The organism is Acetobacter farinalis (assembly GCF_011516935.1).
GTDB lineage: Bacteria > Pseudomonadota > Alphaproteobacteria > Acetobacterales > Acetobacteraceae > Acetobacter > Acetobacter farinalis.
In genome coordinates, this window is record NZ_WOTF01000002.1 from 158,325 (window position 1) to 181,793 (window position 23,469).

A 23,469-nucleotide genomic window follows, 5' to 3' on the forward strand; every position below is an offset into this window, starting at 1 on the left:
GGACGCCATTCCCTTCTCATGCCGGCAGAGTGCCCTTAAGACACTCTGCCGGTTGTTCGGGACCAGTTTATTTTTTGGCGGCATCCCCTTTCGCACCCGCCTGATCCCCCAGCGGAGCAAGAAGTGTATCCAGAAGCTGCGTATCCCCCTCCAGATGCGGATAACGCAGCCCGCCATGATACGTGACAGACACCGTATGAAACCGGTCCCCATCTTTTAACAGCAACGCAATCGGGGCGGCATCCTTGTTTTTTGCAAGGGTGATCACATCCTGAAGGCCCTCGGCATCATAGGCTTCACCATTCACGGCCAGAAGTTCCTGATCCCGTGTGACACCTGCCTGCCAGGCCGGGCCGCCCCACAGCACTTCACTCACAGTCCCCTTCTTGCTCACACTCAGCCCCAGAGAGAACAGGAAGTCTGAAACATGCCGCAGATTGGAATAGGATTTCACATAGTCAGACGGTTTTTCCGTATAGACAACATGCGCGCCACCCCGTGTAATGCCATCCAGCGGTGCATGTGTGCTGGTGTGGTACAGGCGGTCACGCAGGAACGTCTCCCAGTCATAGGGTTGCACCGCGTTCAGTGTCTTCACAACATCCTCAAACGTATACGTGCTTGTGATGATGCTGCCGTTATTGGTGCCGAAAAATGCCTTGGCAAAATCGTTAAGGCTTTTCTTGTTATCAGACATTTTCCGGATCAGCGTATCCGCGTCCAGCCAGATGAGCTGCCCTTCTGAATAATAATCCTCACTCCGCTGCCAGCTTCTCCAGGACTGGGGGGAGCGCTGCGCGATAATCGGGTCATTGGTGGTGTCAATCAGCGGCCGCCACTGGCGCCCCTGCCGGTTATCATACACCGCGGCAACCTCTGCCAGGGCGTCCTTCACCTGTGCAGCGGTCATCAAGCCTGCACGGGCTGCCAGCACATAGCCCCAGTATTGAGTCTGCCCTTCATACACCCACAGGCCTGTGCCACGCTGGGGTGTGTTGAAATCCGGCGCCCACAGCCCATCCGGGCGACGATATTTGCCATCCCATGAATGTGTGAACTCATGAGCAAGCAGGTCACGCATACCGAAGGTTTTATCCCACTGCGTAAAATAGCCTCTGGGCCCACTGTTTTCACTGGATTGATGGTGCTCCAGCCCGATGCCACCCAGCTTGGTCGTCAGCGCCAGCAGGAAGTCATAATGGGCGTAATGGTGAGACCCGAAAAGCAGATTGGCCTGCTTTACCAGATTCCGGTGCGCCTCTATCTGCGCTTCAGTGGCCGCCAGATCTTCCGGGTGATCCGCCATGACATTCAGGGTGACTGAAACCTTGTCCGGCTGGGTCAAGTCAAACTTGCGGAAATACTTCCCTGCAAAAATGGGAGAATCCACCAGCGTATTAAAGGAAACCGGCTGGAAAGAGACCATGCTGCCCGCCCCCTTGCCATCAGAGCGCAAGGCTGTTCCGTAGGACCAGCCCGCAGGGAACTGCACGCTCGGATGCACCATGATCTGCCGGGTGAAATAGCCCGCAGGATAAAGCGATACGGCAGACCACTGCACGTTCACCATGGTATCTGTCATGACCACCCGGCCCACCTTGGGGGAAACGGGGGTAAGCAGCTGATAGGAGACATCCAGCTGCCGTGTGCCCTGCGGCACCTGAATATGAAATGCGCTGACTGTTACGGTATCCCGCAGCCATGGAATGATCTTGCCATCCGCCTTGACCGTAAGCCCGCCCAACTGGTCAATGGTGCCGCTTGGAGAGTGGTTCCCGGGGAGCCACATCGGATAGAGCAGAACAAAATCTCCCCCCTTTTCCGTATAACGGGCGGGGAGAGGAATGCTCTCCTTCATGGACAGCACATGTCGGGGGAGATCGGTGGCATCCACCGAGAGGGAAAGTGTGCCGCCAAACGGCACATCCTGCGGGGCAGGCACCGCAGGGGGGAGCGGCAGCGGCTCGGGCTGCGGCTGGGCTTCAGAGTGGCCATCAGATTGAGCGGCATGCCCTACCTGCGGCGCGCAGGCCAGCATCATTCCCAGAAGGGCAAGGCTGGGGGCTGTCAAACCTGCGCTGGACAAAAAACGGTTCCGTAACGACATAAGCAGATCTCCCGACACATGCCACACGGCCTGAAAGCCTTCCGGCATCAGGCCGCGCGCATTATTTCATTACGCTTATGAAGCACTCTGTCTGGCCCGTGTCGAGATCGTATCCGCATCAGGCCCCCTTCATATCCGCCGGGCCGGTTCCTCCCTCTGCACGGGCAACCGCCAGAAATTTCTCAATCACCGGATTTTTCGCGTGCTTTCGCCATACAAAATAAACATCGGTCGGGCCAACGCCTTCCAGCCTGAATGTCTTCAGCGCCTGCCCCCGCGCCCGAAGCTGCCGGATAACGCTTTCCGGCATGCAGGCGAGACCCTTTCTGGTGTTCAGGCACTGCGTGATCAGATCATAGGATTCCAGAGTCAGGATAGAGCGGGGTTGATACCCGTTCCTCTCCAGCCATTGTTCCGCACAGCGCCGGTAAAAGCAGTCCCTGTCAAACAGATACATGTCAGACTGCTCTATCAGCTCTGGCGTAATCGCACTGATGGTCTCCGGCACAACCAGATGCAGTGTTTCAGAAAAAGCGAAGATTCCTTCAAGCAGTGTATTTTCCACCGGGCCATCAGTCACCGCCAGATCAATTTCTTCTTCAACAAGCATTTTTTCAAGACTGAAACTCGGCTTTTGAAGAACGTTCAAATGAATTCCGGGATACTGCACCATGAAACGCGGAACACAGCGCGGAAGCAGGTTGAGAAACGCGACATCCAGCGCCCCCACATTCAGAATACCGCGCAACCGGGACTGTGCCCACAAAGCAGGCAGGCGGTCCGCACGGGAGACAATCTCTTTTGCTTCCTCGTAGAAAAGTCGGCCTGCCGGTGTAATCAGGAGTTTTTTGCGTTCTCTTAAAAAAAGCTCCTGCCCCAGATCAGCCTCCAGTTCCCTCAGCCGCATGGTCAGGTTGGAGGCCACGCAATGCATGTGCCGCGCCGCCGCCGCAATGGAGCCTGTCTCCACAATGGCGCAGAAAAACCGGAGGTGGGAAAGTTTGGGGGTATACATGATGTGCTCACTTTATGTGAGGATTTCACTCTTTTATAATCACTTTTCATTGCATCCTTTCCTGTGAAAAGGTGGGAACCATCACGAGAGCGGGTGGTTTACTCAGTATCCCTCCGAAAATGAGACACATGACGTGTCTGATGGTTTCTCCTGCCCTGAAAAGGTGATGTCAGATGTCTTCAGAAAAAACAGTTCCTCGTTATGATCTTTTCATTAATGGAATATGGGTTAAACCCCATGGTGGCGGCACTGTGGAAATTCACAATCCCGCAACGGGAGAGCGCATTGCCGCTGTTGCCAGTGGAACGGCGGATGATGTTAAAGCTGCCGTCAAAGCGGCTGGCGATGCCTTTCCTGCCTGGAGCCGTAAAACAGCCGAAGAACGGGCTGACGTACTCTACAGGTTCAAAGCACTGATCGAGCGCGATGCGGAGCGGCTCGCACACCTTGTCTCCAACGAGATGGGCAAGCCGTTAAAGGAAGCCCGTGAGGAAGTCAGCTTTGCGGCGGGCCTCATCCGTTTTGCAGCGGAAAATACCCGCAGGCTGGAAGGCGATATTATCCCGGGCAGCCGCCCTGGTGAAAAAATCCTGATTGAAAAAATTCCGCACGGTGTGATTGGCGCAATTTCCGCATGGAACTTCCCGCTGGCCCTGTTTGCCCGCAAGGTTGCGCCAGCTCTGGCCGCAGGCAACACCATTGTCATCAAACCGCATGAACTGGCCCCTCTGGCCGCGCTGGAAGCCACCCGTCTGGCAGAAGAGGCCGGGATTCCCGCAGGCGTTCTGAACGTTGTGACAGGCGATGGCAAGGATGTCGGCACACCTCTGGTTGAACACCCCGACGTGCGATTGATCACCATGACCGGCAGCACGGCTACCGGGAAAAAGATCATGGCCAACGCCGCCAGCACCCTGAAGGAAGTCAGGCTGGAACTGGGCGGAAAGGCACCGTTTATTGTCATGGAGGATGCGGATATTGAAAAAGCCGCAACGGCTGCTGTTGTGTCGCGCTTTACCAATGCCGGACAGATTTGCACAAGCAATGAGCGGACATATGTGCATGAAGCGGTTTATGACAAGTTTGCCGATCTTGTCAGGAAGAAAATTGAGGCCCTGAACGTCGGTAATCCGCTGGATGCCAAAACGGATATGGGGCCGAAAGTCAGCCTGCCAGAACTGGAAAAGGTTCATGCCATGGTTGAAAAAGCTGTCTCTCAGGGGGCCAGGCTGGAAATCGGCGGGAAACGCCTTGAAGGCGGGCTATATGACAAGGGCTTTTTCTATGCACCAACCTTGCTGACAAATGTCCGGGAGGGGATGGACATTGTTCGGGACGAAGTGTTCGGTCCTGTAATGCTGCTGATAAAAATCTCTGACTTTGATGATGCCCTGCGTCAGGCCAATGATTGTGTGTATGGCCTTTCTTCTTATCTGTTCACACAGGATCTGAAGAGGGTCATGCGTCTCAGCGCTGATCTGAATTTTGGTGAGGTCTACGTCAACCGTGAAGGAGGCGAGGCTCCTCAGGGCTTCCACCACGGCTACAAGGACAGCGGCCTTGGCGGGGAAGATGGCAAATACGGTCTGGAAGCCTATGTGCAGAACAAGACCATTTACCTGAACGCATAAGGACTGAACCGGGCCGGGGAAAAGGACAGCTCTCCTGCCCGTGCCCATAATAAAAAAGCCTTTCCTGTTTGTCAGGAAAGGCTTTTTTCATACCGGTTATACCGCAGCGCCGCGTATAAGGCTTAACGCAGGATTCCGGTATGCCCGATAGAATACCGGCCGGGCTGGGGCCACACGGTCAGGCCATGGGGTTCCGCACCCACCGGAATTTTCTTCATGGAGCCATCTTCCGTATTGATCTGATACACAACATCATCAAAACGGCCTGAGAGCCACAGGGTTTTTCCATCCGCACTGACATTCCCCATATCCGGGCTTCCACCCTCGGGAATGGGCCAGTTTGCCACAACCTTGTTGGTCGCAAAATCAATGACACTCACACCGCCATCCTTGCTGTGCGGCTTGCCATGAATTCTGTGAGACCCACGGTTGGCAACATACATCTTTGTACCATCACGGCTGGGGTACAGGCCGTGCGTGCCAACACCGGTCGGGATGAAGCCGATTTCCTTGAAGCTGTCACCATCCACCATGAAGACGCCATCCGCCATCATGTCGGCCACATAAAAAATCTTGCCGTTGGGGGACACAAGAATATCCTGCGGCATGCCCCCGCTGGAGAGCTTCAGGTACCCCAGAACCGTCTTGTTGACGACATCAATCTTCACCAGATGCCCACCAAATTCACAGGTGAAAATGGCATAGCGTCCATCAATGGAGAAATCCGCATGATTCACACCCTTACAGTCCGGTGTTTCCACTGACTGCTGGAGCACCATGGTATGCGGGTCACGGAAGTCCAGACGCTTGCGAGCCTCGGCCACCACAATGGCGGATTTGCCGTCCGGCGTGAAATACATGTTGTAGGGGTCATCCACCGCAATCGCGGTGCCGGGCTTGCCGGTGCGGGCATCAATGGGGGTCAGGCTGCCATTGGTGGTGCCTTCCGCATTGTTGGTCACCCACAAGGTGCGCAGATCCCAGGAGGGCACAACATGCTGGGGGCTTTTACCAACCGGGAAGCGGTCCACAACCTTTGAGGTCGCCGGGTCAATCACATACACATCGTTGGAGCGCAGGTTGGGCACATAAACACGTGCGGGATCCTGCGCCACCTCTGGAGCAATATGCTCGGGCGTGGTTTCACTATACAGGTTGGCCGGGTTGATAACCGGCGGCATACCCGGAATGGTCTGCACGGCAGGCGGCACGGCGGGAGCCGGGGCAGTAGCCACAGCAGGTGCAGGCACCGCCGGCTGAACCGGACCCCCCTCCACCACAGGCCCCTGCGCCGGGGCGGGCTGCGCGGCAGCAGACGGAGCGGGTGTCTGCACGGGGGATTGACTGGCTTCCTGCGCGGCAGCCAGACCGGCCCCCGCACCCAAAGCGACAAACACAGCCGTAGCGGCTGCCAGATGCCTTTTTACTATCATAATATTACAGCCCATCCCTTTCTTGTGCTGTCGTCCTTACGCGAAGAGGCTTTAGCATATGGCCGATTAAGCGTCTATTTTCAGCGTTCGGGACAACAGCATAGTTTTTAGTAAGACTTATTCTTAAGGCTTTGCTTATTGCCCGCGTGCGGAACGGATGGCCTGCACCGCCGCATCAATCTGCATGGCAAGGCCAGCCTGCCCCAGTGCGGCGGAAGCCCGGCGCGGGTCTCCTCCGTAAATGCCTTCCTGTGCGGACGGTGCCCCGGCGTGGCGCAACGCATCCTGCCTGACCATGGACGGATCAACCGCCAGCATCAGTGAGGTATCACTGATGTCCGCATGCTGCCCCACATCTTTCCCATAGCCCTGCTGCTTCAGCCAATCCGCATACTGGTGGGCAATAACTGTATAAAACCCGCTGACATAAAGCGCCTGCGCCCCGTTCCCGCGCCATGTCCGGTTCAGTTCGTCCGCCACCTTCTCCAGATATTTCTGATACCCGCCATGATCGCCCAGTAGGACAATCAGCCGGAAACCCTGCACCTGAAAACTCTCGCCTGCGGAAACAAGAAGTTTTTCAAAAACATCCGGTGGAACCGTAATTGTTCCCGGAAACCGCATATGGGAAGAGCGGGGCGCAGTTCCACCCTCCGGCACATAGGACACAACAGGCGCCACCAGTGTTTTCCCTGCCTTTTGCGCAATCTGTTCCGCCAGCCAGGCCGCACGCTCATTGTGCTTGCCAACGGCTATATACGGGCCGCTCTGCTCGGTCCCCCCAACCGGGATGATAATGGTTGTCACACCCGCCGCCACACCAGACTGGATTTCTGTCCATGTGTGTTTTTCAAACAGAACGGCATCAGCCGCGCGTGCGGTCTCTCCTGCCTCCTGCGCATGGGCCGGTGTGTGAAGCAGGCCCCCCAAAACTACGGCTGAAAAAACTGCTTGAAAAATTCTGTTTTTTTTCATTGTCCTGATCACAGACTTACGCTTTCTTTTTCTTTGTTTTGGCCGGAACAGGTTTCAGCAATGGGGCAAGGAAGCGCCCCGTGTAGCTTTCCGGGCAGGCCACAATGTCTTCCGGCGTGCCTTCCGCCACGATACGGCCACCGCCATCGCCCCCTTCCGGGCCGACATCCACAATCCAGTCCGCTGTTTTGATCACTTCCAGATTGTGTTCAATCACGATCACCGTATTTCCCTGATCAACCAACGCATGCAGAACTTCCAGAAGTTTTCTGACATCTTCCGTATGCAGGCCGGTGGTGGGTTCATCCAGAATATAGACCGTGCGTCCGGTTGCCCTGCGTGCCAGTTCCTTTGAAAGTTTCACGCGCTGCGCTTCACCGCCAGATAATGTGGTTGCCTGCTGGCCAAGTGCCACGTACCCCAGGCCAACCTTTTGCAGAATGGCCAGCCTGTCCCGGATGCGTGTCTGCGCCGAGAAATAGGGCAGGGCTTCATCCACACTCATGGCCAGCACATCCGCAATGGATTTGCCCCGGAACTTGATATCCAGCGTCTCACGATTATAGCGCGTGCCCTTGCAGGTATCGCAGGTAACAAATACATCCGGCAGGAAGTGCATCTCGATCTTGAGAACACCATCCCCCTGACAGGCCTCACAGCGCCCGCCTTTGACGTTGAAGGAGAACCGCCCGGGTTTGTATCCCCGCGCCTTGCTTTCCGGCAGTTCTGCAAACCAGTCCCGGATAGGCGCAAACAGGTCTGTATAGGTTGCCGGGTTGGAGCGGGGGGTACGCCCGATGGGAGACTGGTCGATATCAATAATTTTATCGAGCAGCTCTATCCCTTTTATACTCTTGCAGGGTTCGGGGGATTGTGAGGAGCCCATAAGCTGGCGGGAAAGGGCCTTGTAGAGCGTATCAATCACCAGTGTGGATTTGCCGCTTCCGGAAACCCCTGTCACACAGGTGAAGGTTCCAAGGGGGAAACGCGCCGTGACGTTTTTCAGGTTATGCCCGGTTGCGCCTTCCACTGTCAGGACTTTTTTCTTGTCAAACGGACGCCTGTTCTCCGGCACCGGAATATATTTCCGGCCAGACAGATACGCTCCGGTCAGGCTTTCCGGCACCTTTGCAACCTGTTCCGGTGTTCCAACAGCAATAACCTGCCCGCCATTCACCCCGGCACCCGGCCCCATGTCCACCAGCCAGTCCGCACTTTTTATGGCGTCTTCATCATGTTCAACAACAATCAGGGTATTGCCGAGCTTTTTCAGGCGCTCCAGCGTTCCGAGCAGGCGCTCGTTATCCCGCTGATGCAGACCGATGGAGGGCTCATCCAGCACATACAGAACCCCGGTCAGGCCGGAGCCTATCTGGCTGGCCAGCCGGATCCGCTGGCTTTCTCCGCCAGAGAGTGTGGCGGAACTGCGGGAGAGTGTCAGGTAATCCAGCCCGACATCATCCAGAAACGTCAGCCGATCCTGAATTTCCCTTAAAATACGCCGTGCAATCTCGGCTTTTTGCGGGGTGAGGGTGGGCATGACGGTATCAAACCATTCCAGTGCCTTGCCGATTGGCAGATCACAGGCCTGAGCAATGGTTTTTTCCGCAACCCGGACAGAGAGCGCCTCCGGCCGCAACCGCGCCCCGTGGCAGACATGGCACGGCTTTTCTGACTGATAGCGTGACAGTTCTTCCCGCACCCACATACTGTCCGTATTGGCCAGACGCCGGGCGAGGCTGGCCAGAACCCCTTCAAACGGTTTGCTGACCGTATAGCTCTTCCGCCCGTCCTGATAGGTAAATGAGATGTTCTCCTCAACACCATTCAGAATGCCGTCCTGCGCGGCCTCCGGCAGGTCTTTCCAGGGCGTGTCCATGCTGATGCCAAAATGCGCGGCCAGACTTTCCAGTGTCTGTTCCAGAAGCGGTGATTTTGCGTCTTTCCAGGGCGCAATGGCCCCTTTCTGCAAGGATTTTGAAATATCCGGCACAACCAGCGCCGGGTTGAAAAAGGTTTCCGCCCCGAGACCATCGCAGGACGGGCAAGCCCCCTGCGGTGCGTTGAACGAGAACAGGCGCGGTTCAATTTCTTCCAGCGTAAACCCGCTGACAGGGCAGGAAAAGCGGGAGGAAAACACCAGCCGTTCCGGCTCGGCATCCTTGTCCTTCAGCACTTCTTCCGTGTAGGCAATGCCGTCTGACAGGGCCAGTGCGGCTTCAAAACTCTCGGCCAGACGGGTTTCGATGCCGGCTTTCACCACCACACGGTCCACCACCACTTCCACCGTGTGGCGCAGCTTGCGGTTCAGGGTCGGGACATCTGCAATTTCATAGAGCTCCCCATCCACCTTGACGCGGGTAAAGCCCTTGCGCTGAAGCTCCGCCAGTTCCTTGCGGTATTCGCCCTTGCGGTCACGGATCACGGGGGCAAGCAGAAGCAGGCGCGTGCCCTCCGGCAGGGCCATCACACGATCAACCATCTGGCTGACAGTCTGGGCTTCAATCGGCAGCCCGGTCACGGGGGAGTAGGGAACGCCCGCCCGCGCCCAGAGCAGACGCATATAATCATAAACCTCCGTAACCGTTCCCACAGTGGAGCGCGGATTTTTGGAGGTGGTTTTCTGCTCGATGGAGATGGCGGGGGAAAGACCTTCTATCGAGTCCACATCCGGTTTGCCCATCAGTTCCAGAAACTGGCGGGCGTAGGCAGACAGGCTCTCCACATACCGGCGCTGGCCTTCGGCGTAGATGGTATCAAACGCTAGAGACGATTTGCCCGAGCCGGAAAGGCCCGTCACAACCGTCAGGCAATCCCGCGGGATATCGATATCAACGTTTTTGAGGTTGTGCGCCCGTGCCCCGCGCACACTCAGTTTCTGAGCACTGGGAAAAGATGGATTGTCCATAAAATACCGCTGCTGTTCCTGTTTTGTCCTGTATGCCGTCTTTGCTGCCCATCATGCAATCAGGGAATGCCCGCCCGACACATCTTCCGTGCAGATATGGGATATCTCTCGCCCATTCCCATTGCGCAGGCGCACATGATTGACCATTTAGTAAAGATAATGCGGTTTGTGCCGCCGGGTGGACCCCACGCCATCCACGATAGTCTTGAGCAAGGATGACACCAGATGGACCATATTATTGGCCAGCCAAACCCCTTGGCCCCCGATACCCTGACCCCCGCCGCTCTGGTGCCCGGCTCTGCGGCACAGGGGCAGCAGCCCTCCGCACCGCTCGTTACGGAGGGCACACAGGCCACCTTCATGCAGGATGTGATTGAGGCCAGCCGCTCTGTTCCCGTTCTGGTTGATTTCTGGGCAGACTGGTGTGGCCCGTGCAAGCAGCTTGCCCCGGTGCTGGAAAAGGTTGTCACCGCCGCGCGCGGCAAGGTGCGCCTTGTTAAAATTGATATTGAAGCCAACCGGGCTCTTGCCACCCAGTTGACTCAGGTCGGCCTGCCGCTTCAGTCCATCCCCATGGTGGCGGCTTTCTGGAAAGGCCAGATTCTGGACCTGTTTCAGGGAGCTCTGCCGGAAAGCGAGATCAAGAAATTTGTTGAAGGTGTGCTGAAAGCCGCCGGGGGCGGCACAATGCCCGCAACGGAACTGTTGCAGGAAGCCTCCGTGGCCATGGAAACCAGCCAGCCCGGGCACGCCGCGGAACTGTTTTCCGCCGTGATTGGCGAAGAGCCGGAAAACCCCAAGGCATGGGCGGGGCTGATCCGCGCCATGCTGGCTCTGGATGATGAAGAGGCGGCAGCCGCTGCCCTTGCCGATGTTCCTGAAAAAATAAAGGACTCCCCGGAAGTTACCGGTGCCCGCGCCGCGCTGGAGCTGAAACAGGAAGGCCGCAAGGCCGCACAGGAAATGGAAGAGGTGCATGCGCGCCTTGCCGCCAACCCGGATGACCATGCCGCCCGCTGCGAACTGGCAAACGCCCTGAACGTTGCCGGGAAACGCGAAGAAGCCGCTCATGAGCTTCTGCACGTGATCCGGGCGGACCGGAACTGGAACGATGGCGCTGCCAAACAGCAGCTTCTGCGTTTTTTTGAAGCCTGGGGGCAGGATGATCCGGCAACACTTGCTGCGCGCCGCCAGTTGTCTTCCCTGCTGTTTTCCTGATTCCTCCGGCCTTGGCGTCCTTCCTGCCTGACGAGGACATCCCTCGTCGCATCCCGAAACTTTCTGACCTCACCATGGCCGATATCCCTGTGGAAATCGGCCTTTTCCCCTTGAGCGGCATTTTGCTGCTGCCCCGGGGGAAGCTGCCACTGAATGTGTTTGAACCCCGGTATGTGGCTCTGGTGGAAGATGCCCTGGCCTCACACAGGCTGATCGGCATGATCCAGCCTTTCCGGCGGGGTGAAAACCGCGATACCGACCCGGAGGAGGATGCGGAGGATGTCCCTCCGCTCTACTCCATCGGGTGTCTGGGCCGCATTACCTCCTTTACGGAGCGGGAGGACGGAACATTTGCCGTAACCCTGAGTGGTGTGGCCCGCTTTCGCGTTCTGCGGGAGACAGGCCTGCGCAGGGGGTACCGGCAGGCGCGGATTGATGTTTCATCCTTTGTGGGGGACCTGAGCGAAATTCCCTCAGCACCGTTTGACCGCGAAAAACTGCTGGACTCCCTGCGCCGGTATTTTCGCCATAAGGGGCTGAGTGCACGCTGGTCTGCCATCGAACAGATGCGTGATGATGTCCTGCTTGTCACCCTCCCCATGATCTGTCCTTTTCCTCCGGCGGAAAAACAGGCATTGCTTGACGCAGGCAGCCTGACAGATCGTGTGCGTGTGCTGCAGATGCTGCTGGACCTGTCTGGTTCTGGAGAGGAAGGCCCGCCTTCCTGAAACATTTTTATGGGTAATGCTCATGTCTGGTGCTGAAATTTCTCCTCCGCTTGACGCACGTCTTCTGTCCGTTCTGGTCTGCCCGGTGACCAAAGGCCCGCTGACATACGATGCCACCACCAATGAACTGATCAGCCCTCAGGCACGTCTGGCCTTTCCTGTCCGTGATGGCATTCCTGTCATGCTGCCTGAAGAAGCCCGTCACCTCGAAGGCTGAGTTTTAAAGGCAGGAATACGCCCTTCTGTGAAACGCCGTACCCCTCTGCCCAGACACAGACACCACCCGCGCTCCATACTGGGAGCGCTGGTTCTGGCTGCGCCATTGCTGGCCGGGTGCCATGTTGAGATTGAGGGCGACAATATTGATATCCCGCCCGAGCGGCCCGGCCGCTTCATTCCGGAAGCGGCCCCGGCGGAAGCCCGTGCCGCGCAGGAGCAGGAACGGCGCGAGGATCTGGCCCGCCAGCGTGGCCAGAACCCTGATCAGAAACAACCTACAGACCGTTATGAAGCTCTGGCCCCCTCCGATGCGGCAACCGGCCCGCTGGACGCTGGTGACGGCCATAGCGTGATACCGGAAACACAGGCCATTTACGGCAAACGGGGCCAACCCCAGCAAGCAGCCCCGCAGCCCCGTTAGCCGGAATTAGCGCGGCACCAGTGGCACCGCCACCCGCACGCCGCCGCGCCATACGGCGGCAATCTGGTCGACTGCCGCGATATTTTCAGCCGGGTCGACTTCCAGCACGACAAAATCAGCCCGTTTCCCGGGCGCAATCACCCCGCGGTCTGAAAGATTCAGAAGGGCTGCCGCCTGACTGGTGGCGAGTGTGAGCGCCTGAAGCGGGGTCAACCCGGCGTCCACCAGAAGGCGAAGCTCCCTGTGCTCCGCAAAGCCGGGAATGCGCACCGGAGCCGCACCGGAATCCGTGCCAAACCCGATTTTCACACCAGCCTTGTAAAGCGTCAGCAGATTTTTCTGATTCATGACCACAGCCGCGTGAGAGGCTTTAGCCAGAGGGGAAGACGCTGTTTTCTGCCGCCATGCCGGGTCGGAAATCTGTTTCTGAAGGTCCGCATTCAGTCCGGCTTTCAGCACCGGGTCCTTCAGAATTTCCGGATGTTCAGCAAACAGGGTGGTTGCCTCATCCAGACTGAGTGTCGGGATATACCAGACCCCCTTCTCCTTCATCGCGGTGATGAAAGCCGTATCAACCGGCCTATCCCGCACACCATGCGCAATAATGTCGACTCCCGCCGCTACAAGCTGTTTACCGTAATCAAGATCATGAATATGCACGGCAACGCGCACATGATGAGCATGCGCTTCCGTAATCACCGCCTGCCAGATTTCGGGCTTCATGACCGGCAGCGGCTTCTGGGTAGCCACGCCATTGCGGAAATCATCCACCCAGAGTTTCACAAGATCGGTGTGTTCGCGCACCATCGTCTGCACCGCCTGCCGCGCGTCCTGCACGCTTGCAGGGCGGAAAATCTGGTCTTTCCCGACTTTGACCATTCCTTCCGGCGGCATGCCACCCTGCACACCAATCCCCTGATCAACACCGAACAGATCCGCACCCAAAGACCCGTCCGCATGCTGGGCCTGCCGGAGATCATCAAACAGGGGAGATTTTGTCAGGCCCAGCGCCGTTACCGTCGTGACGCCATACCGCTCATACTGCTCCAGCGCATCCCGAATGACGGGCACCGTAAAATTCTCGGCCCCCACGGAGGTGCCGGACACAACGCCAACATGACTATGGTCGGTAATCAGACCGGGAATAAGCGTCTTGCCAGTCAGATCAATCCGCTTCGCCCCCTCCGGCACTGTCAGATGACCACTCTGCCCAACAGCCACAATCCGTGGGCCCTGCACCAGAACGGCCATATCGTCCTGTTCCGGAGCTCCCGTGCCATCAAACAGGCGCACATGCTCCAGCAGAACGGCGGGGGCTGGGGAAGAGGGGTGGGCATACGCCATCTGGCCTCCAGACAGACCCAGCAGGGCACCTCCGGCCAGAAGCACCCGTGAAAACCCTCTTGCCCGCTTTTTTTCAACACGCCTGATCATAATCCGTCCTTTTCTGTCAGACGGTGCTTAATCCTCTTCCGCGCCAATTTCCGGGGCACGCCGCCGCATGAGGTCAGCACCCGCCATTCCGAGAATACCCACCATCATGGCAATGGCGGTTGGTCCTGCGCCGCCACCCGGCAGAATACCCACCAGAACACTACTGAGTGAACCAATTCCGAACTGCATGGTTCCCAGCAGAGCCGACGCACTGCCTGCATGCTGGCCATGATGATAGAAAGACATCACCGTTGCGTTCGGCCCGATAAAGCCCAGTGAGCCGGTAATGCTGGCAATCAGGACGCAGGTCAGCAGGGCATGATGCTCCCCCGCAATCCCGGCAAGAGCCAGCACAGTAAACAGCGCTCCGGCCAGCAGGGCCCACAGCAGGGCACTTTCCAGAAGAACCGGCATGGCAACCCGATGCACCAGCCTGCCGTTAATCTGCGTTCCCAGAATAAAGGCTGCGGCATTCACCCCGAAGAACACACCAAACTGCCCGGGTGTAAAATGCAGAACCTGCTCAAACAGAACCGGAGCACTCCCCAGATAGGCAAACATCACGAAGGTTGAGAACGTGGCTATCAGCGCATTTGCGATAAAAACCGGTTCCTTACTGATCATGAAATACCGCGCCAGAATCCTGCCAGGCGAAAGAGCAATGCGCCGTTCAGGCTGCAGGGTGTCCGGCATGAAGCACAGCAGCCCCAGAATGGCCGCCAGCGCATAGACTGTGCCAATCCAGAAAATCCACCGCCAGCTTCCAAACTGCAGAACCAGACTGCCGAGGCTAGGAGCCAGAACAGGCATGACACCAAAAACCAGTGTCAGCTGAGACATCAGCTTCGCGCCTTTTTTGCCTGTTGCCACATCCCGCACAATGGCGCGCGGAATTACGGCGCTGGCGGAACCGCCCACAGCCGCAATAAAACGACACAGACAAAACAGGTGAAAATCCTGCACAACGGCACAGCCGGCTGAAGCCACGCCAAACACCAGAAGCCCCAGCATAAGGGGTACCCGCCGCCCAAAGCGGTCAGACAAAGGCCCTTGGGAAAACTGCCCCAGCGCCAGCCCAAGAAACCAGGCGGCCAGCGTGAACTGGGCTGAGCCTTTCCCACCCCCAAGATCCCGCTCCAGTTCCGGAAAGGCCGGAAGATACATATCTGTTGCAACAGGCCCGATGGCCGTTACCAGGCCCAGCAGAATAATCAGCCAGGGGGTAAAGCCGCTCCCCGGTGTAAAGGGAGCGGGAGAGAAGCGGGACATACGTTTTTATAGTCCGAGAGAGTCTGCAAACATCCAGAAAGCCGCAATCAGCAAGGCACCAGCCAGCATTACGGGCAGAACAACACTCACCAGAAAGCTGCTTTTGGGCTCTACTGGTTCGGGTATTCCGGTTTCCTGAAAAATCTTGTCTGCCTGGGCATCTGCTTCTGCGTCGTCCGGGCCTTCTTCTGTCCAGTTATTGTCTGCCATGGTCCCATCCTGATGATATGGTTACCCTGTCCCCTGACTGAACAAACCGCTCCGGCAGGTGTTACGCCTGTGTTTCCGGCGAAAACAGGATCAAGAGTGCCCTGTTTACCGCAAAAGTATCAAAAATGGGAAATAACTCATCAGAAGCCACAGATTTCTGTCAGCTCTGAGGTCGCCATGCGCTACGTGAAAGAGATGACACAGGGTAAGCATCGGTCCGCTATGATACCCAGACAGCGACGGGAGATGGCCAAGCTCGAACGCGAATTATAAGCATAGTCCACCGGAACCCGCTTCACGATGGAGCCGGAAATGAAACAACCCTTATGCCGCTAAAAGTGTATCCCATTCATCTATTTTCGTTACTTCCACGGATGCTGGCCGCCGGATCATCCGAATACGGGGGTACGGTTGCCCGATATGGGCCTCAACAGGCATTAGAGAAACAACCGTTTTAGGATCTACGCTGAAATGCGGGAAACGACCCTGCAAGACAGTTACAACTACAAGACGCATCTGCTTATCAGCCCACTGCCCCACTGTCTGCTTGCCATTTTCCCAACGAGAATAGGTGGATGCATCCATGCTAAGCGCTTTAGCCATCTCAGCGGAGCGCATATCCAAAACATCTCGCAGGAAGCGTACCTCCTGTGGCAACAAGCCAACAGGGATCAACACTCGGGCCATAGCTACAGCCGCGGCCAGTCCTTCCATGTCCGGCACGGATATCCCGATTACTTCACCGGTTGTGTCATCAACCTCTTCTTCTGCGGCGTCAACCAGCGTCACCGCATAAGGCAGGCCGAGGCCGTCTTCCTCATAAGAGGGCAGTGTTCTGAACATGCTTTTTCCTTTCAGCCGAGGTCTATAACTGTGACCACGTAGATAATGCAGACGTCACCATGCAGAGAAACGACTATACCAATTCGGCGACCATCATTATCGCTTCCGACAACGCGCCATTTCTCCCGTCCATCCGGAGACGTCTCGACATCATCAACATACCCTCGGCGAAGCACACGCTCCGCTATCAGCTTAGTAATACGGCGCTCTTTCGAGCGTGTATTCGCATGGGTTGTCCATACAATTCTGGCTCCTTGCTGCAGGGCTCCCTGCAAGCTGCATCGTTCAGAATCGTACGGCACGCTTACCTCGTCTCTGGTCATAGGGTATTCAGAACTTGATGTAGCGTCAAGTCGTGCTTTTGGCTACCTAACCGCTAAAATTGACTGGAACAATTCCAAGCCTTTGTATCAGACCGCCCCTTAGCTTCAATATATGCACCAATTAGGCGCAATCCCTCCTTAACCTAACTCCAATTCCACCACCATTCTCTTCAATGAACTCAACGCCTGTAGTTTCTAGGACAGAGTTGGCAATCCCATACCCCTCAGGAAACGATCGATTATATCAACAGCATTTTCCGCGCTGTCGATGCCATTGGTCAAAGAGCCTCTGTGAGCAGTAGTAGCCGCACCTTAAACAACAGGAATGCAAGCGATCCACATGAAATGGCGCAGGCCTTTAAGTCTGCTCAGGATAATAGCTAGGGAAGATTGGCATGGCAGACTAATCTTGGTCTTACATGAGGGGGGGTATGGGGTATTAAGAGGGGTCCTAAAACCCAAAACTCTTAAAAAAACTAATCATTTCAAAGGATTAGGATTGGAAACTGGTGGAGCCAATCGGGATCGAACCGACGACCTCCTGAATGCCATTCAGGCGCTCTCCCAACTGAGCTATGGCCCCACACTGTTCCAGTCAGACCACGCTGGGTGGCCTGCTTGTGAACGCCTGATACAAGACGCTTCCAACCCTGACAAGCCCCTATTTTCAGGAAAAGAGCACCCCCAGTTCTCTCAGCCCTTCCAGCACCGGTAAAAGCGGCAGGCCCAGAATGGCGGTCTGATCCCCCTCCATCCGGGCAAACAGATGCAGCCCCGGCCCTTCAATGCGGTATGCCCCGACGGAATACAGGCATTCCTCCCCCTCCGCCGCCAGATACGCCTCCAGAAAAGCTTCGGAAAACAGGCGCATGGTGAGCACAGGCTGGGAGAGATGCCGCCACACAACCCTGCCGTTCCGGCAGATAACAACAGCGGTATGCAGACTATGCTCCTGTCCTCTTAACGCCAGAAGCTGCTGCCTAGCTGCCGCAAGATCAGCCGGCTTGTCATACCAGACCCCATGACAGGACAGCATCTGGTCCGCGCCAATAACGAAGGCATCCTCACACATGGCGGAAACGGAAAGCGCTTTTGCCTCTGCCAGACGGAGGGCCACCGTTTCCGGTGCAGCCCCTTCCTGCCGTCCGGCATGTTTGAAGCTGTCTTCCTCAACAGTGGGCGTGATGACAGAAACCGTCAGTCCCGCATTTTCAAGAAGGGTGCGGCGAATGGCGGAACCACTCGCAAGAACCAGTTTATGGCGCGAGTCCTGTATTGGAGTCGGCTTGAGTACTAAATCTGACACGAAAGCGAGTCCCTTTCAGGTACTGAGCGATAAGGAGCCTGTGAGTACTATCCTGAGTACCGGGGTACATGTGGATTGTACGGCGGTCATGACATGTCCGTACCGAGTACTGTGCACAACCTGCAAGACTCATGAACCGGTGAGTTGTACACAGCCTCATTCGGGTACATTCTGGATAACTCTGAAAACCTCAGTTTTTCCAAGGGTCTGTAATCTGTACACAGTGTGGGAAAGATGGGGTACATTTTTGGAATGGTGGGTACCCCGTCATCCACAGTACCCTTAAACCTCTCAATCCATTTCTATTCTTTTATTTTATATTTTAGGACCGTGGACAGGTCGGACAAAGACGTGCAGGACATCAGGCCATGATGAGCAACACAGACATTCCCCACTCCAAACGCCTGCTCAGAACATTGAACGGTGAAGCCGTCTGGCCGCCGCCAATGTGGCTGATGCGGCAGGCTGGTCGTTTCCTTCCCGAATTCCGGGCCATGCGCGCCAAAGCAGATTTTCTGACACGCTGCATGACACCGGATATTGCGACTGAGCTGACATTGCAGCCCATCCGTCGCTTCGGGATGGACGGCGCAATCATGTTCTCGGATATCCTCATTCTGCCTTGGGCTATGGGACAATCCCTCACATTTGCCGAAGGCGAAGGCCCAGTCCTTGGAGCCATTCGCAGTGAAGCGGATCTGGCAAAGCTTGACCCCGCCCGTATTGCCGAGGTGACAGCACCAGTTCTGGAAACACTGTCCCGGCTCAGAAGCATTCTGGATGGGCCTGACGATATCGGCGTGGCAAAAGGTGGCGCAACAACGCTGCTCGGCTTTACCGGCTCTCCCTTCACCGTGGCGTGCTACATGGTTGAAGGTGGTGGCTCCCGGGAGTTTGCCATCACCCGCAGCATGGCCTTTTCTGAACCGGCTCTTTTTGACAGGCTGATGGCGCTGCTGACAGAACAGACGGCAACCTATCTGTGCGCGCAGATAGAAGCGGGCGCCGAAGCTGTGATGCTGTTTGATTCCTGGGCGGGTCTGTTGCCCCCTTCAGAATTCCGCAAGCATGTCATTGCGCCCACGCGGCAGATTGTGCAGGCCATCAAGGCTCGGCACCCTTCCGTGCGGGTTATTGGCTTTCCGCGCCTTGGTGGTGTGATGGTTGCGGAATATGCCCGGGAAACCGGAGTGGACGTTCTGGCGCTGGACACCGGAGCGGATTTTGCCACGGTACGCAGCATGGTGCCCGAGCATGTCGCACTTCAGGGCAATCTGGACCCCATAGCGGTTCTGGCCGGGGGAGAAGCCATGCGGCGTGAAGCGCTGGCTGTGCGGGAGGCCGGGCGTGGCCGGGCTCATGTTTTCAATCTTGGCCATGGTGTTCTGCCACAAACGCCTGTTGAGCATGTTGCGGATCTGGTCAGGACAGTAAGAGAAACAGGATCATGACACAGGCTTTGGCGCTTTCTCCAAGCGGACATCTGAAACTTGTCATTTTTGACTGTGATGGTGTTCTGGTTGACAGCGAACAGACCTGTTGCCGGATCAGCGCGGAAGAAGCCCGCGCTGCCGGCCTTGCCATTCCTGATGAACGTTCCGTAGAGGAATTTTCAGGCATGGCTCTTCCGGAAATCCAGAAAGATATTGAGCAGAAAACCGGAAAATCTCTTGGTTCTGACTGGGCAGATCGGGTTCAGAAGCGTTTTGTAGACGCCATGAAGCTGGGTGTGGAACCAATTGAGGGTGTCCATGCCATGCTTGAAGGCGTAAAAAAATTGGGTTTGCCGGTTCGTGTTGGCTCCAATTCCTCTGAGGAGGAAATGGATGCCAAATTCATGGCAACGGATCTCACTCAGTATTTTACAAACCGCATTCATTCCGCGCGTGATATGGGAATTCCCAAACCGCGCCCGGATGTCTATCTGCACGCCGCACAGCAGGAAGGGGTTGACCCTGCCTGTTGTGTGGTTCTGGAAGACAGCAATACCGGAGCCCGCGCCGCGGTGGATGCCGGAATGATGTGTGTCCTGCTGCGGCCAGGCCCGGAACCGGTGCCGGACTGGCCCAATCTTGTCCGCATCCGCCATCTTTCAGAATTTGTGCCGCTTTTGCAAAAAGCATTACACAGTCAGGAATAATGGCATGACATTTGATGCTCTTCTCCCCTGGGTTCGCTGGATTCTGGCTTTTCACGTCATGTCGATCATAGCGTGGATGGCCGGGCTTTTTTATCTGCCTCGTCTGTTTGTCTATCACTGTCAGGTGCGGGTTGGATCAGAGGAGAGTGAACGGTTCAAGATTATGGAACGCAGGTTGCTGCGGGCCATTGTGAACCCGGCCATGATGGCCAGTTTGCTTTTTGGTGTTCTGCTGGTGCTGACACCCGGCATGGTGGACTGGCATGCTGGATGGTGGCACTGCAAACTGACCGCTCTATTCGGCATGTTTGCGTTTCACGGGTTTTGTGCCCGTTGGCGGCGTGAATTTGCGGAAGACCGCAACAGCCATTCTGAACGTTTCTACCGGATGGCGAATGAAGTGCCGACTGTTCTGATGATGATTATCGTCATCATGGTCATTGTCCGGCCATTTTAAAAAATCTATTTTTTAAAAACTGTTTATTGGAAGAGATAATTTTTTCTTCCAATAAACAGTGCTCTCTTTCAGATCAGACCCTGTGCCCGCAGCAGGCCAAAGGCTGAAAGCGTGACCATGCAGGTGATTTCGTTTTTACGGATCATCTCTTCAACATCGTCTAGCAAAAGAGTGTGGCAGGTCATATCCTGTTCGGAGTCTTCCCGCGCACAGGGGCCTTGTGTCAGACCGGTTGCCAGATAGACATGCCCTTTCTGGGTGGTGAACCCCGCACCCTGATACAGTATGCCGGCATGGTGCAGAGTTTTTGCAATCAGACCGGTTTCTTCCTGAAGTTCTCCTGCGGCCAGATCTTCCGGTGCGGCATCGGGCCGGTCTTCCCACATGCCCATGGGCAATTCCCACAACCGCTGGCCAATTGGATACCGATACTGGTTCACCAGCGTGACGGTGCGGCGTCCATCCTCTGTCTGGCCCAGAGGGAGAATAACAACAAATTGACCACGTTCGACCACACCATACAGGCCATCTTTCCCATCTGGCCGACGAATGATGTCTTCCCTTACACGGGTCCATGGGTTTTCATACGCAATTCGGGAAGAAAGCGTGACATATCCGCCGGCGTCAGGAAGAGGGTTTGTCATGGTAGAAGTCTTTCATCGTAAAAAGGGCCTGATGCGCGTTTATAGCATCATTGTTTGAGGACTGTCTGATGCTGGAGGAAGCTCCCTGTAAGACCTCTCCGACGCTTGTTATTCTGGTTGTCGTGGTTTTTACGCTGCTATGCTACATGGATATTGGCCTGCAAATGGCTGTTGTCCCGCTTTTTGTGCGTGAAAAACTTGGCTTCAGTTCCGCCATGGCCGGGTTTGCCGTGTCTGTGCAGTATCTGGCCACCTTTGCATCACGTATCGGGGCGGGCAGACGTATTGATACAGGTGGCCCCAAACGTGTGGTGGTAATGGGGCTGGGCACCGGAGTTCTCTCCGGGGCGCTGCTGGTGGCGGCCAGTCTGCTGGTTGCATGGCCTCTTGCCGCATTGCTGCTGGTGCTGTGCGGGCGTATCGCGCTGGGGGTTGCGGAAAGCTGGATCGCAACGGCGGTCATCATCTGGAATATCCAAAGGGCAGGGGTCAGCCGGACGGCACAGGTCATTTCCTGGAATGGTGTCTGTTCCTATGGCGGGATTGCACTGGGGGCACCTCTTGCCATGCTGGTGTACCATTCTGCGTTCCTGCCTGTTGGAAACGGGTTTACGGGGGTGGGTATCCTTGCAGCTGTGTTGATGGGAGTGGGGCTTCCCTGGGCGCTCCGGCAGCCCTCCGTGCAGCCGTTTGCCCATGGCCCACAGCCCTCCTTTCTCACGGTTCTGAGCCGTGTTCTGCCCTATGGGCTGGTTCTTGCGGCCGGATCTGTCGGTTTTGGGGCCATTTCTGCCCTGCTGGCCCTGTATTTTGCGGATCAGAACTGGAATGGTGCTGCTCTGGCGCTTGCAGCATTTGGTATAACCTTTGTGCTGACACGCTTCGCCTTTACCCGGCAGATTTTAAGGCGCGGTGGCCTTACGGTGGCGATTATCTCCCTGTGTGTGGAAGCTCTGGGCCTGTCTGTTCTGGCCGCGGGCCACAGCCCCTTCTGGGCCGAGGTCGGGGCGGCGCTGACGGGGGTTGGGTTCTCACTGGTTTTTCCGGCTCTGGGTGTGGGGGCCGTGGCGCAGACAGGGCCGGAAAGCAAAGGCGCGGCCATTGGGGCCTTCTCGGTTTGTCTGGATATTGCAATCGGCATTTCCGGGCCTCTGCTGGGCCTGATGATTCCCGTGTGGGGGTATGGCGCGGTGTTTCTGGTGGCTGCCCTGATCAGCCTGCTCGGGGTTGGCGGATGTGTGGTGATGAAGCGGCGGGAAGGCCGTTAGGAGCGTGGGTCTGTCAGGCCAGACCGCGCCCGGGCGGCCTGAGGCTGGCCCCTGAAGATTTCCTGGCCTGTATCAGGTATAAAAACACGGTATGCTGAAATACTCATCAGAAAGTAAGGAGAAGGATGACATGCCCTCTACCCTGAACGCCGTTGCCGTTTTCTGCGGATCTCGCTTCGGGAAAAATCCCTTGTACAAGCAGGCGGCACAGAGTGTTGGCCAGACGCTGGCAGGGGCCGGAATCCGTCTGGTGTATGGTGGCGGGGCGCATGGCCTGATGGGTGTTGTGGCAGATGCTACCCTGGCGGCGGGCGGCACTGTGACCGGTGTCATTCCGGATTTTCTGGAAAGCCGGGAAAAAATGCATGAAGGCGTGGCGGAGCTGATTGTAACGGAGTCCATGCACAGCCGGAAACAGATCATGTTTTCACGGGCTGATGCCTTCTGGATTCTACCCGGCGGGTTTGGCACGTTTGATGAAATGATGGAAATTCTGACCTGGAAGCAGCTTGGCCGGCACAGCAAACCGATTGTGCTGATCAATGTGGCAGGCTGGGCGAATACTCTTCTTGCCGCGTTGGATGATGCTGTGGAGCAGGGCTTTGCGAGTGCTTCGGCCCGCGCCATGCTGCAGGCCGTGCCGGATATTGAAACGGCATTGTCCTGCTCCCTGAAGGCTGAGGAAACCGGCAGGGTGGCTGTGGAACAGCTCTGAGCACAGCGGGGAATGATAATTCTCTGTGTTTCAGCTCTTGCTAAGATGGCGTGAGAGGGGTATAGCCCGCTCACGGTCATCGGAGTGTAGCTCAGCCTGGTAGAGCACTGTGTTCGGGACGCAGGGGCCGGAGGTTCGAATCCTCTCACTCCGACCAGATTTTTCCCCTGAAATAAAACCTGATCCTACAGACAATACGCCATTC

General features: G+C 56.5%; 22 protein-coding genes and 2 tRNA genes. 11 read left to right on the forward strand and 13 right to left on the reverse strand.

Annotated elements, in window-relative coordinates:
• Nucleotides 1–67: 67 nt before the first annotated feature.
• Nucleotides 68–2,041, reverse strand: coding sequence for a M61 family metallopeptidase (locus tag GOB82_RS04175; RefSeq protein ID WP_166120421.1), 1,974 nt, complete (start codon nucleotides 2,039–2,041; stop codon nucleotides 68–70).
• Nucleotides 2,042–2,225: 184 nt separating this feature from the next.
• Nucleotides 2,226–3,122: a LysR family transcriptional regulator gene (locus GOB82_RS04180; RefSeq protein WP_166120078.1), complete on the reverse strand. Its 897-nt coding sequence runs from the start codon at nucleotides 3,120–3,122 to the stop codon at nucleotides 2,226–2,228.
• 173 nt (nucleotides 3,123–3,295) lie between these two features.
• On the opposite strand from GOB82_RS04180, the gene aldA reads away from it, so the two are divergent.
• Nucleotides 3,296–4,753: an aldehyde dehydrogenase gene (aldA, locus tag GOB82_RS04185; protein WP_166120081.1), complete on the forward strand. Its 1,458-nt coding sequence runs from the start codon at nucleotides 3,296–3,298 to the stop codon at nucleotides 4,751–4,753.
• Between the two features lie 122 nt (nucleotides 4,754–4,875).
• Here aldA and GOB82_RS04190 read toward each other — a convergent pair whose 3' ends face one another.
• The 3 genes from GOB82_RS04190 to uvrA all read right to left on the reverse strand — a co-directional run bounded on the left by GOB82_RS04190 (nucleotide 4,876) and on the right by uvrA (nucleotide 10,069).
• Nucleotides 4,876–6,186 (reverse strand): YVTN family beta-propeller repeat protein, encoded by a 1,311-nt coding sequence (locus tag GOB82_RS04190; protein ID WP_194300359.1) that lies wholly within the window; start codon nucleotides 6,184–6,186, stop codon nucleotides 4,876–4,878.
• A 135-nt stretch (nucleotides 6,187–6,321) separates the two neighbouring features.
• A complete protein-coding gene (locus tag GOB82_RS04195; protein WP_166120084.1) occupies nucleotides 6,322–7,161 on the reverse strand; it encodes a creatininase family protein in 840 nt (279 codons plus the stop codon).
• Between the two features lie 16 nt (nucleotides 7,162–7,177).
• On the reverse strand, nucleotides 7,178–10,069 hold the full coding sequence (gene uvrA / locus GOB82_RS04200; RefSeq protein ID WP_166120086.1) for an excinuclease ABC subunit UvrA: 2,892 nt from the start codon (nucleotides 10,067–10,069) through the stop codon (nucleotides 7,178–7,180).
• Nucleotides 10,070–10,294: 225 nt separating this feature from the next.
• Here uvrA and GOB82_RS04205 point away from each other — a divergent pair, with 225 nt between their 5' ends.
• From GOB82_RS04205 to GOB82_RS04220, 4 genes are all read left to right on the forward strand, one after another.
• Complete coding sequence (locus GOB82_RS04205) at nucleotides 10,295–11,287, forward strand: tetratricopeptide repeat protein (protein ID WP_166120089.1); 993 nt, start codon at nucleotides 10,295–10,297, stop codon at nucleotides 11,285–11,287.
• A 74-nt stretch (nucleotides 11,288–11,361) separates the two neighbouring features.
• Complete coding sequence (locus GOB82_RS04210; protein WP_166120092.1) at nucleotides 11,362–12,015, forward strand: LON peptidase substrate-binding domain-containing protein; 654 nt, start codon at nucleotides 11,362–11,364, stop codon at nucleotides 12,013–12,015.
• A 22-nt stretch (nucleotides 12,016–12,037) separates the two neighbouring features.
• Nucleotides 12,038–12,232: a Trm112 family protein gene (locus tag GOB82_RS04215; protein WP_166120095.1), complete on the forward strand. Its 195-nt coding sequence runs from the start codon at nucleotides 12,038–12,040 to the stop codon at nucleotides 12,230–12,232.
• A 27-nt stretch (nucleotides 12,233–12,259) separates the two neighbouring features.
• A complete protein-coding gene (locus tag GOB82_RS04220; protein ID WP_265794204.1) occupies nucleotides 12,260–12,655 on the forward strand; it encodes a hypothetical protein in 396 nt (131 codons plus the stop codon).
• Between the two features lie 6 nt (nucleotides 12,656–12,661).
• Here the strand turns inward: GOB82_RS04220 and GOB82_RS04225 are convergent, their stop codons facing one another.
• The 7 genes from GOB82_RS04225 to GOB82_RS04255 all read right to left on the reverse strand — a co-directional run bounded on the left by GOB82_RS04225 (nucleotide 12,662) and on the right by GOB82_RS04255 (nucleotide 18,040).
• Nucleotides 12,662–14,089 (reverse strand): amidohydrolase family protein, encoded by a 1,428-nt coding sequence (locus GOB82_RS04225; protein ID WP_166120097.1) that lies wholly within the window; start codon nucleotides 14,087–14,089, stop codon nucleotides 12,662–12,664.
• Between the two features lie 27 nt (nucleotides 14,090–14,116).
• Entirely contained in the window at nucleotides 14,117–15,358 is a 1,242-nt protein-coding gene (locus GOB82_RS04230; RefSeq protein ID WP_166120100.1) for a multidrug effflux MFS transporter, read from the reverse strand.
• Nucleotides 15,359–15,364: 6 nt separating this feature from the next.
• Nucleotides 15,365–15,568: a hypothetical protein gene (locus GOB82_RS04235; RefSeq protein WP_166120103.1), complete on the reverse strand. Its 204-nt coding sequence runs from the start codon at nucleotides 15,566–15,568 to the stop codon at nucleotides 15,365–15,367.
• 324 nt (nucleotides 15,569–15,892) lie between these two features.
• A complete protein-coding gene (locus GOB82_RS04240; RefSeq protein WP_166120105.1) occupies nucleotides 15,893–16,411 on the reverse strand; it encodes a helix-turn-helix domain-containing protein in 519 nt (172 codons plus the stop codon).
• A gap of 11 nt (nucleotides 16,412–16,422) precedes the next feature.
• Entirely contained in the window at nucleotides 16,423–16,734 is a 312-nt protein-coding gene (locus GOB82_RS13640) for a DUF4258 domain-containing protein (RefSeq protein ID WP_377792265.1), read from the reverse strand.
• A gap of 507 nt (nucleotides 16,735–17,241) precedes the next feature.
• Nucleotides 17,242–17,317: transfer RNA gene (locus GOB82_RS04250), tRNA-Ala, on the reverse strand.
• A gap of 84 nt (nucleotides 17,318–17,401) precedes the next feature.
• Entirely contained in the window at nucleotides 17,402–18,040 is a 639-nt protein-coding gene (locus GOB82_RS04255) for a Maf family protein (RefSeq protein WP_166120111.1), read from the reverse strand.
• A gap of 371 nt (nucleotides 18,041–18,411) precedes the next feature.
• On the opposite strand from GOB82_RS04255, the gene hemE reads away from it, so the two are divergent.
• Genes hemE through hemJ form a run of 3 tightly spaced genes read left to right on the forward strand, consistent with a single transcriptional unit; the run spans nucleotide 18,412 to nucleotide 20,637 of the window.
• Nucleotides 18,412–19,491, forward strand: a complete 1,080-nt coding sequence (gene hemE, locus GOB82_RS04260) for a uroporphyrinogen decarboxylase (RefSeq protein WP_194300369.1) — start codon at nucleotides 18,412–18,414, stop codon at nucleotides 19,489–19,491.
• On the forward strand, nucleotides 19,488–20,180 hold the full coding sequence (locus GOB82_RS04265) for an HAD family hydrolase (protein WP_166120117.1): 693 nt from the start codon (nucleotides 19,488–19,490) through the stop codon (nucleotides 20,178–20,180). The genes hemE and GOB82_RS04265 overlap by 4 nt, the downstream gene beginning before the upstream one ends.
• Before the next feature lie 4 nt (nucleotides 20,181–20,184).
• Nucleotides 20,185–20,637: a protoporphyrinogen oxidase HemJ gene (gene hemJ, locus GOB82_RS04270; RefSeq protein ID WP_166120120.1), complete on the forward strand. Its 453-nt coding sequence runs from the start codon at nucleotides 20,185–20,187 to the stop codon at nucleotides 20,635–20,637.
• Between the two features lie 68 nt (nucleotides 20,638–20,705).
• On the opposite strand, the gene GOB82_RS04275 is transcribed toward hemJ, so the two are convergent.
• Nucleotides 20,706–21,281 (reverse strand): NUDIX domain-containing protein, encoded by a 576-nt coding sequence (locus GOB82_RS04275; protein ID WP_166120123.1) that lies wholly within the window; start codon nucleotides 21,279–21,281, stop codon nucleotides 20,706–20,708.
• Between the two features lie 68 nt (nucleotides 21,282–21,349).
• On the opposite strand from GOB82_RS04275, the gene GOB82_RS04280 reads away from it, so the two are divergent.
• The 3 genes from GOB82_RS04280 (at nucleotide 21,350) to GOB82_RS04290 (ending at nucleotide 23,421) form a co-directional block, all read left to right on the forward strand.
• Complete coding sequence (locus GOB82_RS04280) at nucleotides 21,350–22,549, forward strand: MFS transporter (protein ID WP_166120126.1); 1,200 nt, start codon at nucleotides 21,350–21,352, stop codon at nucleotides 22,547–22,549.
• A 130-nt stretch (nucleotides 22,550–22,679) separates the two neighbouring features.
• Nucleotides 22,680–23,264: an LOG family protein gene (locus tag GOB82_RS04285; RefSeq protein ID WP_166120129.1), complete on the forward strand. Its 585-nt coding sequence runs from the start codon at nucleotides 22,680–22,682 to the stop codon at nucleotides 23,262–23,264.
• An 80-nt stretch (nucleotides 23,265–23,344) separates the two neighbouring features.
• Nucleotides 23,345–23,421: transfer RNA gene (locus tag GOB82_RS04290), tRNA-Pro, on the forward strand.
• The last annotated feature ends 48 nt before the right edge of the window (nucleotides 23,422–23,469 follow it).